Source organism: Roseateles sp. (assembly GCF_036404855.1).
In the GTDB taxonomy this organism is placed as follows: domain Bacteria; phylum Pseudomonadota; class Gammaproteobacteria; order Burkholderiales; family Burkholderiaceae_C; genus Pelomonas.
This window is the reverse complement of sequence record NZ_DASWYS010000072.1, coordinates 1-9,415: the sequence shown is the minus strand read 5'-3', so window position 1 is coordinate 9,415 and position 9,415 is coordinate 1. Positions and strand designations below refer to the sequence as shown.

General features: G+C 68.4%; 10 protein-coding genes, 1 tRNA gene and 1 pseudogene. 5 read left to right on the top strand and 7 right to left on the bottom strand.

Annotation, left to right across the window (positions count from 1 at the left end; translation table 11 throughout):
• Positions 1 to 10: 10 nt before the first annotated feature.
• From VGF12_RS05180 to VGF12_RS05165, 4 genes are all read right to left on the bottom strand, one after another.
• On the bottom strand, positions 11 to 1,486 hold the full coding sequence (locus VGF12_RS05180) for an OmpP1/FadL family transporter (protein ID WP_331174978.1): 1,476 nt from the start codon (positions 1,484 to 1,486) through the stop codon (positions 11 to 13).
• 145 nt (positions 1,487 to 1,631) lie between these two features.
• Positions 1,632 to 2,687: a Leu/Phe/Val dehydrogenase gene (locus VGF12_RS05175; protein ID WP_331174977.1), complete on the bottom strand. Its 1,056-nt coding sequence runs from the start codon at positions 2,685 to 2,687 to the stop codon at positions 1,632 to 1,634.
• 70 nt (positions 2,688 to 2,757) lie between these two features.
• Positions 2,758 to 3,486, bottom strand: coding sequence for a 2OG-Fe dioxygenase family protein (locus VGF12_RS05170; protein WP_331174976.1), 729 nt, complete (start codon positions 3,484 to 3,486; stop codon positions 2,758 to 2,760).
• Between the two features lie 14 nt (positions 3,487 to 3,500).
• On the bottom strand, positions 3,501 to 4,529 hold the full coding sequence (locus VGF12_RS05165; RefSeq protein WP_331174975.1) for a CDP-6-deoxy-delta-3,4-glucoseen reductase: 1,029 nt from the start codon (positions 4,527 to 4,529) through the stop codon (positions 3,501 to 3,503).
• A 74-nt stretch (positions 4,530 to 4,603) separates the two neighbouring features.
• On the opposite strand from VGF12_RS05165, the gene VGF12_RS05160 reads away from it, so the two are divergent.
• Positions 4,604 to 5,467, top strand: coding sequence for an SDR family oxidoreductase (locus VGF12_RS05160; RefSeq protein WP_331174974.1), 864 nt, complete (start codon positions 4,604 to 4,606; stop codon positions 5,465 to 5,467).
• On the opposite strand, the gene VGF12_RS05155 is transcribed toward VGF12_RS05160, so the two are convergent.
• Both VGF12_RS05155 and VGF12_RS05150 read right to left on the bottom strand, forming a co-directional pair.
• Complete coding sequence (locus VGF12_RS05155; RefSeq protein ID WP_331174973.1) at positions 5,464 to 6,042, bottom strand: rhomboid family intramembrane serine protease; 579 nt, start codon at positions 6,040 to 6,042, stop codon at positions 5,464 to 5,466. The genes VGF12_RS05160 and VGF12_RS05155 overlap by 4 nt on opposite strands.
• A gap of 58 nt (positions 6,043 to 6,100) precedes the next feature.
• A tRNA-Leu gene (locus VGF12_RS05150) sits at positions 6,101 to 6,185 on the bottom strand.
• A 91-nt stretch (positions 6,186 to 6,276) separates the two neighbouring features.
• Here VGF12_RS05150 and cysM point away from each other — a divergent pair.
• From cysM to VGF12_RS05135, 3 genes are read left to right on the top strand one after another with little or no spacing between them, the layout of a single operon-like run.
• Entirely contained in the window at positions 6,277 to 7,173 is an 897-nt protein-coding gene (gene cysM, locus VGF12_RS05145; RefSeq protein ID WP_331174972.1) for a cysteine synthase CysM, read from the top strand.
• Positions 7,170 to 7,712: an NUDIX domain-containing protein gene (locus VGF12_RS05140; RefSeq protein WP_331174971.1), complete on the top strand. Its 543-nt coding sequence runs from the start codon at positions 7,170 to 7,172 to the stop codon at positions 7,710 to 7,712. The genes cysM and VGF12_RS05140 overlap by 4 nt, the downstream gene beginning before the upstream one ends.
• A gap of 4 nt (positions 7,713 to 7,716) precedes the next feature.
• Positions 7,717 to 7,944 (top strand): sulfurtransferase TusA family protein, encoded by a 228-nt coding sequence (locus tag VGF12_RS05135; RefSeq protein ID WP_331174970.1) that lies wholly within the window; start codon positions 7,717 to 7,719, stop codon positions 7,942 to 7,944.
• Positions 7,945 to 7,983: 39 nt separating this feature from the next.
• On the opposite strand, the gene galU is transcribed toward VGF12_RS05135, so the two are convergent.
• Complete coding sequence (gene galU / locus VGF12_RS05130) at positions 7,984 to 8,868, bottom strand: UTP--glucose-1-phosphate uridylyltransferase GalU (RefSeq protein ID WP_414710004.1); 885 nt, start codon at positions 8,866 to 8,868, stop codon at positions 7,984 to 7,986.
• A gap of 85 nt (positions 8,869 to 8,953) precedes the next feature.
• Here galU and VGF12_RS05125 point away from each other — a divergent pair.
• Positions 8,954 to 9,415 (top strand): annotated as a pseudogene (locus VGF12_RS05125) (phosphoglycerate dehydrogenase); the annotation flags it as partial.

The following is a 9,415-nucleotide window of genomic DNA, read 5'->3' as shown; positions in this document are numbered from 1 at the left end:
TTGCGCCTCCTCAGAACTTGTAGTTGAACTGGACACCGACGATGGTGGCCTTGGTGGTGTAGTTGCCGCGCGCCGTGGAGTAGGCGCAGTTGCAGGGCGTCTCGCCGTCGCCGTCGTCGGTGGCCTCCATCGCCGCATCCTTCAGCTTCACGTGGCCGAAGGAGAAGTCGACGCTGGCGCTGTCGGTCAGGGCCCAGTTGGCACCCAGCGCGTACCAGGTGCGGTGGGCGTCGGGCAGGGCCGGGCTGCGGGTGTTGGAGGGCACGGGCGAGCGGTCCTTGCTGAAGCCCGTCCGCAGCAGCAGGGTCGGCATCACGCGCCATTGCGCGCCGACGGAGACTTTGCTGCTGTCCTTCCAGTGCTCGGCGGTGATGGAGTCGGCCGTGGAGTTCGCGAAGTCGATGCGCAGCTGCTTCAGCCGCGAGTCGCGCGTCCAAGTGAAGTCGGCCATCACGGCGATGGTGGACGTCACTTGGTGGAAACCGTGCAGCGACAGCGTCTCAGGCGTGTGCACGGAGAGGCTGGCATCGGAGTCGTTGTGATCCAGCGCCGACACGCCGTTGTACGGTGAGGCCGTGATGGCGGCCAGCACGTTGGCGGGCAGATTGGCCGGCTGCGTCCAGTCGGCGCTGCCCTTGAGCTTGTGGCTGACACCGCTGCGATAGGTGGCTCCCAGCCGGGTGCCGGCGACGGGCTCCCACAGCAGGGCGAGGTTGAAGCCGATGCCCCAGTCCTTGCCCTTGATGGCGATGGAGCCGTCGTAGGCCGGGTCGCCGAAGATCTGCGCGGCCTGCTGCTGCAGCTGCAGGGCCAGGCCCGGCGCACCGCCAGCCGCCGCCTGGTGGGCCGCGTTGAGCAGGCCGGCCGCGTAGACCGAGGCGTAGGGCACTGCGCGGCGCAGCTTGCCGTCCATGTACTCCAGGTTGAGACCGGCCGCGAGCGACAGGTCGGCCCTGGGCTTGAAGGCGATGTTGGGGTTCAGCGAGAGGGACTGCAGCTCGACCTTTTGCAGGTTGTAGCGGCCGCCCCAGTCGGGCCGGTAGTTCAGCTTGGTGCCCCAGGGCACGAACACGCCCAGGCCGTAAGCCAGGGTGTCCGAGTCCCTGTAACTCAGGTAGGCATGGGGCACGACGACGGGCTTGGTGAAGTCCACCGTGTCGCCGACGGTGCTGATCGCGCGCGGCGCCAGGCCGGAGCCGGGCAGCGAGATGGTGGAGCCTGCATCCGTGAAGCGGGCCTTGGCGTCCAGGTAGTCCAGCACGCCCGAGAAGTTCCAGCCGGGGGACAGCCGCGTGATGCCGGCGGGGTTGGCGAACAGCGTGCTGGCATCTGCCGCTTCGGCCCCATTGGCGTTGGCCGTGCCTTCAGCGGCGGCGCTTTGCGTGCCGAATCGGTAGCCGGCTGCTTCGACCGTGAGGGCCAGTGGCAGCAGCGCGAGGGCGGCCAGCAGCGGGCGCAGCGCACCCGCGGAACGAGGATTGCTCATGATGGATCTGTCTCCGTAATCTTGCGTAACCCCAGCGATTGTGCGCAGCGGCTGTGTCGGTCGTAGGACAAGAGAAACCCTGGACTTGAGAGGCCTCTCTAGTGTTGGCTGGGCGCAACCACCCAGCCAATCCCACGTGCGAGGCTCAGGCAGGCCGGACCAGCTTGGAGCGCGCCCAGTCATCGGCCACGCGAGCGGGCGTGGAGTCGGCCGCCTGCACGCGCTGGAGCAACTCCTCGACGCGGCCGGCGATACGGCTCACCTCTGCCATCACGGCGGCTTCCTCGCCTTCATTGCGGTATTCGCGGGCGACGCTGATGATGCCGCCAGCGTTCACCAGGTAGTCGGGCAGGTAGCAGATGCCGCGGCGTTGCAACGCGTCGCCATCGGCAGCCGTGGCCAACTGGTTGTTGGCAGCGCCGGCGATCAGCCGGGCACGGATGGTCGGCACCGTCTGCTCGTTGAGCGAGGCGCCCAGCGCGCATGGCGCCAGCACGTCGACTTCGGCAGCCAGGATCTCGCCCACGTTCACGGCGGTGGCGCCGAGCTGTGCGACGGCGCGTTCCACCTTGGTCGTATCCACGTCGGCGACGACGAGCTTGGCGCCGGCCTGATGCAGGAACTCGGCCAGATGCCAGCCCACCGCACCCAGGCCCTGCAACGCGACGCGCACGCCTTCCAGCGACGAGCGGCCCAGCACGATGCGGGCGCCAGCCTGGATGGAAACGAACACGCCCCAGGCCGTTTTGGGGCTGGGGTCGCCACCGAAGGCGCCTTCGCGAGGGATGCCGCTGACGAAGGGCGTCTGGGCCTGCATGCCGCGCATGTCGGCGGTGGTCGTGCCGACGTCCTCGGCCGTGATGTAGGCACCGGCCAGAGACTGCACGGCGCGGCCGAAGGCGGCGAACAGGGCAGGGCGGTCGAAGGCGCCCTCGGGCTTCAGGATGACGGCCTTGCCGCCGCCGAAGGGCAGGTCGGCCAGTGCGTTCTTCAGGCTCATGCCCTGGGACAGGCGCAGCGCGTCGTTCAGGGCGGCAGCGTCGGAGTCGTAGTGCCACAGGCGGCAGCCGCCGAAGGCAGGGCCGCGCGCGGTGCTGTGCACGGCGAGGATGGCCTTGAGGCCGGTGGTCGGGTCGGTGGCGAGCAGCACGCGCTCGTGGGGGGCTTGCTCGGGCAGGCCGAAGAGGGACGTCGGGATCATGGTCTATCGCGCTTGTGGCGCCGCAGTGAAGAAGAGAACGGCCCCGCTTTTGGCGAGGCCGTCTGAAATTCTACGGACCCTGGAAGCCGCCGCTTCGCAGGGTGATGACCAGCGTGTCGCGCCAACCGCGCTCGCCTGCAGCGAGGGGCTGGATGGGCGTGGTCTCGTGAATGACGCGCGCGTCGTCCAGCAGCAGCGTGGTCCACGGCTCGGTCATCGTGAAGCGCTGGCCAGCCGGGCCGTCGGCCTCGAAGACGCGCGACTCGCCGCCCTTGATGCCATGGCGGCCGACGAGCAGGACGGCCACGAAGTCGACGCCGTCGCGGTGCGCGCCCTCTGGGGTGGGCCGGCCGATGCCGTCACTGGTGTCGATGCGAAAGGGGTGGGCCTCGATGAACCAGGGTTGTTCGCCCTTCATCTCGGAGGCGAGCCGGGCCAGGCCCAGCAGCAGTGCGGTCCAGGCTGGCGAGGCGGCCATCTCCTGCGCCAGCGGTACATACCAGCGCTGGATACCGCCGTGCAGTGCGTTGTAGTCCAGCGGCTGCCAGTGGGCGCGGTGGGGGCTGAGCGTCAGTGTGCCGCCGTCGGCGACGAAGCAGCCGTGGCGGCGGAAGCGGTAGCGTCCGCCGTCGCGCAGATAGCCGTCGGGCGGCAGGTCGTCCCAGCACGACCTCAGGCTGTCGAGTTCAGCCGCGGACACGCCCAGCGTGCCAAGCGCGCTCGGTGCTAGGACGGCTTCACCGTCACGCCTCAGGGTGCCAGCGAGGTCGGCGGGGTCGGTCCAGGGCGGCTCGAACATCTGGCGGTGGTGAGTCAGGCGTTGCCGTGCTTGTCGGCTTCCGACGTGAAGGCGTCGGCGTAGAACTCCTCGTCCGGCAGATGGCACTGCGCGACGAAGTCCCTGTGGGCAGACTCGACCATGATGGGCGCGCCGCAGGCATAGACCTGATGGCCCGTCAGGTCCGGCAGGTCGGCCATGACCGCCTGATGGACGAAGCCGGTGCGGCCTGCCCAGCCGGCATCGGGCTCGGACAGCACAGGCACGTAGCTCAGCGTCGGCCACTCGACTGCCATCCGGGCCGCCCAGTCATTCAGATAGAGATCGGCCTGCTTGCGCGCCCCCCAGTACAGCACCATGGGCCTCGTGGATTCGAGGTGGCGGGCGCGCTCGATGATGGCCTTGATGGGCGCGAAGCCGGTGCCGCTCGCCAGCAGCACGATGGGCTTGGTGCTGTCCTCGCGCAGGAAGAAGCTGCCGAAGGGGCCCTCCATGCGCAGGATGTCCTTCTCTTTCAGCGCGCCGAAGACGTGGTCGGTGAACTTGCCGCCGGGCATGTGGCGGATGTGCAGCTCAATCTGTCCCGGCAGCGTGTGGGGCGCGTTGGCCATGGAATAGCTGCGGCGCGCGCCGTCACGCAGGATGAACTCGACGTACTGGCCGGCGCGGAACTGGAAGTTCTGGTTGGCGGCGAGCTGCATGGTCAGCACTGCCACGTCGGGAGCCGGGCGCAGCATGGCGGCGACGCGGCTGGGCAGCTTCAGCACCGGGAACTCGCCAGCGCCGGGGACCGTGCGCGCCTCGAGGGTGCAGTCGGTCTGCGGACGGGCGCAGCAGGTCAGCACGAAGCCCGCGGCCTCTTCCTCGGCCGACAGCGCCTTGGGCTGGTGATTGCCGTGAATGACGGCGCCCTCGAGCAGCTTGCTCTTGCAGGAGCCGCAGGCACCGTCCTTGCAGCCGTAGGGCAGGCCGACGCCGTTGCGGATCGCGGCGGCAAGAATCGTGTCGTCGCCTTCGGTCTGGTAGACGCGACCGGCGGGCTGGATGGTGATCTGGTGAGACATGGGCACAAGAAAGCAAGCGGCCCCGCGCAGAAGTCCGGGGCCGTAGACTGCCGCCATTTTGCCGCACCCCTGGCATGGCGACTCCACGACTCCTGATCATCGGCTGCGGCGACGTGGGCCTGCGTGTGTTGAAGATGCTGACCCGCCGCTGGCGTGTCCTGGCGCTGACGTCCCATGCGGGCCGCGTCTGCGCGCTGCGCGACGCGGGCGCGGTGCCGCTGCTCGGCAACCTCGATGAGCCTGCGACGCTGAGGCGGCTGGCCGGGCTGGCCGACCTCGTGTTGCACCTGGCCCCCCCGGCCCGTGACGGCGGCGCGGATGAGCGCACCCGCCATCTACTGGCGGCGCTGGCGCACAAACCGCCGCAGGCGCTGGTCTATGCCAGCACGACAGGCGTCTATGGCGACTGCGGCGGTGCATTCATCGACGAGACGCAGCCGTTGAACCCGATGACGGATCGGGCCGCCCGCCGTGTCGATGCCGAAGCCCAGCTGCGCGCCTTTGGCCGTCGCCATGGCACGCGAGTGAGCCTGTTGCGTGTCCCGGGCATCTATGCCCGCGACCGCGAGGGCGGCCATCCGCGCGAGCGCCTGATGCGCGGTACGCCGGTGCTGTGCCGCGAGGACGACGTCTTCACCAACCACATTCACGCCGACGACCTGGCCCGTGCCTGCGTGCTCGCCTTGCTGCGCGGCTTGCCGCAGCGCGCGGTGAACGTCTGCGACGACAGCCAGTTGCTGATGGGTGACTATTTCGACATGGCCGCCGAGCTGGGCGGCCTGCCGCGGCCCGAGCGCATCACCCGCGGCGAAGCGGCAGAGCGCATGGGTGCGATGGCGCTGAGCTTCTGGAGCGAATCACGCCGCATCGGCAATGCGCGCCTCAAGCGCGAGCTGAGGCTGGCGTTGCGCTACCCGACGCCCAAAGAAGGGCTTTAGCGGCGGCGGGGCGACCGCCAGTGGCGGATTAGCAGCCAGGCGCCCAGCATGCCGCCCAGGTGGGCGAAGTGGGCGATGCCGCTGGCGCGGCTGAAGCCGAGGATGAGCTCCAGCCCCCCGAAGATGGCGACGAAGTACTTCGCCTTCATCGGGATGGGCGGAATCAGCGGCACGATGATGCGGTTGGGGAACAGCATGCCGAAGGACAGCAGCAGGCCGAAGATGGCGCCCGAGGCGCCGACCGTCGGAGAACCCGAACCGATGGCCCAGGTGAAGATGAGCTGAACGATTGCGGCGCTGAGCGTGCTGGCGATCAGGATCTGGAGGTAGCGCTTCGGTCCCCAGACGCGCTCCAGCTCACCGCCGAACATCCACAGGCCCAGCATGTTGAAGAGCAAGTGCGTGAAGTCGCCATGCAGGAAGGCGTAGCTCACCAACTGCCAGGGCATGAAGGCGCCCGTCGCCAGAGGCCAGAGCTCGAACCAGAATGCCAGGCGCGGGAAGAGCTCGAAGAAGCAGAAGAAACCGACGCAGGCCAGCAGGAAGGCTTTGGTGACCGAAGGCAACGGAGGCATGAGGTCGCGGCAGTACGCCGGGAAGGCGCTCAAGGGGAGAGGGGGTCGCCGTTTCGCCTGGTGCCCGGGGCCGGACTCGAACCGGCACACCTTGCGGCGGGGGATTTTGAGTCCCCTGCGTCTACCGATTTCGCCACCCGGGCCCGTCGGAAACAGCTGCTCGCCATGACGGCGAGGGGCGGATTATGCACTCGTCAAGCGTCGGGATTGGCGCCGGCTGCCACAATCGCCTTCATGAGCTATCCGACCCTCGAAGATGTCATAGGTGCCACGCCGCTCGTGCGACTGCAGCGGCTGCTTGGCGACGACGCGCGTGGCAACGTGGTGCTGGCCAAGCTGGAGGGCAACAACCCGGCCGGCTCGGTGAAGGACCGCCCGGCCATCAGCATGATCAAGCGCGCCGAGGAGCGCGGCGAGATCAAGCCCGGCGACACGCTGATCGAGGCGACCTCGGGCAATACCGGCATCGCGCTGGCGATGGCCGCCGCCATCCGTGGCTATCGCATGGTGCTGATCATGCCGGAGGACCTCTCCATCGAGCGTGCGCAGACGATGAAGGCCTTCGGCGCCGAACTCATCCTGACGCCCAGAACTGGCGGCATGGAATACGCCCGCGACCTCGCCGAGCAGATGGCCCGCGAGGGCAAGGGCCGCGTGCTGGACCAGTTCGCCAACGCCGACAACCCGCGCGTCCACTACGAGACCACCGGCCCCGAGCTGTGGAAGGACACACAGGGCCAGATCACCCATTTCGTCAGCGCCATGGGGACGACGGGGACCATTACCGGCGTGTCGCGCTTCTTGAAGGAGAAGAACCCGGCCGTGCGCATCGTCGGCGCCCAGCCGGCGGAGGGTTCGCGAATCCCGGGCATCCGCAAGTGGCCCGAGGCTTACCTACCCAAGATCTATGACCCAAGCGGTGTGGATGAGCTGGTGCTGGTCAGTCAGAGCGATGCCGAGGACATGGCGCGCCGCCTGGCCCGCGAAGAGGGGCTTTTCGCCGGCATCTCGGCGGCGGGCGCCTGCTGCGTGGCGCTGCAGATTGCGCGCCGCGTCGAGAACGCGACCATCGCCTTCATCGTCTGCGACCGCGGCGACCGCTACCTGTCGACGGGCGTCTTTCCTGCATGACGGCATACAGGTTCTGCCCGCTTTGCGCGAGCGAACTGGCCCTCATCACCCAGGCGGAGGACGGGGGCGACAAGGAGCGCCTGCGCTGCCGGGCCTGCACCTTCACGCACTGGAACAACCCGACGCCGGTGCTGGCCGCCGTCATCGAGTGCACGGACCGGAACGGCCAGGTGCTGCTGGCCCGCAACGCGGCCTGGCCGGGACGTTTCTTCGGGCTGATCACCGGCTTCATGGAGGCCGGCGAGTCGCCCGAGGACGGCATCCGCCGCGAGATCGCCGAGGAGACGTCGCTGGAGGTCGATTCCCTGAGCCTGCTGGGCGTCTGGGACTTCCAGCGCATGAACCAGATCATCATTGCTTACCACGCTGCGGCGCACGGCGAGATCCGCCTGTCGCCCGAGCTGGCCGAGTACCAGCTGTTTGCGCCCGAAGCGGTACGCTGCTGGCCTCAGGGCACCGGCCAGGCGCTGGCGACCTGGTTGCGCCGCAAGGGCCTGGAGCCGCAATGGCTGGACCTGGCGGACATGAAGCGAGAATGAGCTGATGGACGTCCAACGCGAGATCGACACCCGGGGCCTGAACTGCCCCTTGCCCATCCTCAAGGCCAAGAAGGCCTTGGCCGAGATGCTCAGCGGAGAGCTGCTGCGCGTCGTGGCGACTGACCCCGGCTCCATGCGCGATTTCCAGGCCTTTGCGCGCCAGACGGGCAATGAGCTGGTGGAGCAGAACTCATCGGGCGACGAGTTCTTCCACGTCCTCAGGCGCCGCTGAGGCCGGCGCCTTGACGGGTGCTGCCCGGCGAGGCCGGGATTACAGCGCGAGGCCCTTCAGGAAGTCCTTGAATCCGGGACCCAACTGCGGGTGCGCCAGCGCCAGCTCGACGTTGGCCTGAAGGAAGCCTTCCTTGCTGCCGCAGTCGTAGCGCTTGCCTTCGTAGCGGTAGGCGAACACCTTCTCACGGCGCAGCAGTCCGGCGATGCCGTCGGTCAGCTGGATCTCGCCGCCGACGCCGCGCGGCTGGCTGGCGATTTCGTGAAAGACACCCGGCGTCAGCAGGTAGCGCCCGGCCACGCCCAGGCGCGATGGCGCCACTTCCGGCGCCGGCTTCTCGACGATGCGGTTCACGTCCATCAACTGGTCGTTGACCTGGGTGCCAGCGACGATGCCGTAGCGGCGTGTGTGCTCGGCCGGCACCTCCTGCACGGCCAGGATGGAGGCGCGCCAATCGGCGAACTGCTCGACCATCTGTTTCAGGATGGGCGTCTCGCCAACCATCAGGTCATCGGCCAGCAGCACGGCGAAGGGTTCGTTGCCCACCAGTCGCTGGCCGCACAGCACGGCATGGCCCAGGCCCAGCGCCTGGGCCTGGCGCACGTAGATGCACTCCATGTCATCGGGCTTCACGCTGCGCACGACATCCAGCAGCTCCTGCTTGCCGGCCTGCTCCAGGGCTACCTCCAGCTCGAAGGTCATGTCGAAATGGTCCTCGATGGGGCGCTTGTGGCGGCCCGTCACGAAGATCATCTCGCGCACGCCGGCGGCATAGGCCTCCTCGACGGCGTACTGGATCAGCGGCTTGTCGACCACCGGCAGCATTTCCTTTGGCTGCGCCTTGGTGGCCGGCAGGAACCGAGTGCCGAGGCCGGCAACCGGAAAGATGGCTTTGGTGATCGGCGATTTGGGCGAGGAGGCCATGGGCATACACTGGATTGGCGGGGTCGAGAAGATTGTGTCACGGGGGTTGTGACGGGCCGACCCTCGAGTCGGGCTCTTACAAGCAATGACAGTCTTGATCCTGGAACCGCTGGAAGCCGAGGTGGTGCAGTGGCTGGCCGAGCGCCACGACGCCCGCTTCGCGCCCGAATTCGTCGGCGACGCACGCAGCCTTCGCGCGGCCCTGCAGGACTCGCGCGCCCTTATCGCGCCGCCCGAGGTGCGTATCGATGCGGAACTCCTGCAAGGGGCGCCGATGCTGCGCGCCATCGGCCGGGCGAGCGGGGGGGCCGAAAACATCGATGTCGAGGCTTGCCGCAAGGCGGGCGTGGAGGTGGTGCGCTCGCAGCGCTCGACGGCCAGTGCCGAAGCGGAGTTCGCCGTCGGCGCGCTGCTGAGCCTGCTCAGGCGTGTGCCTATCGAAGGCAGCGACGGCCTCAAGGTGGGCCGTGAGCTGGGTTGCTCGACGGTCGGCCTGCTCGGGCTCGCGCCGGCTGCCCAGGTGCTGGCCCAGTTGCTGCACGCCTTT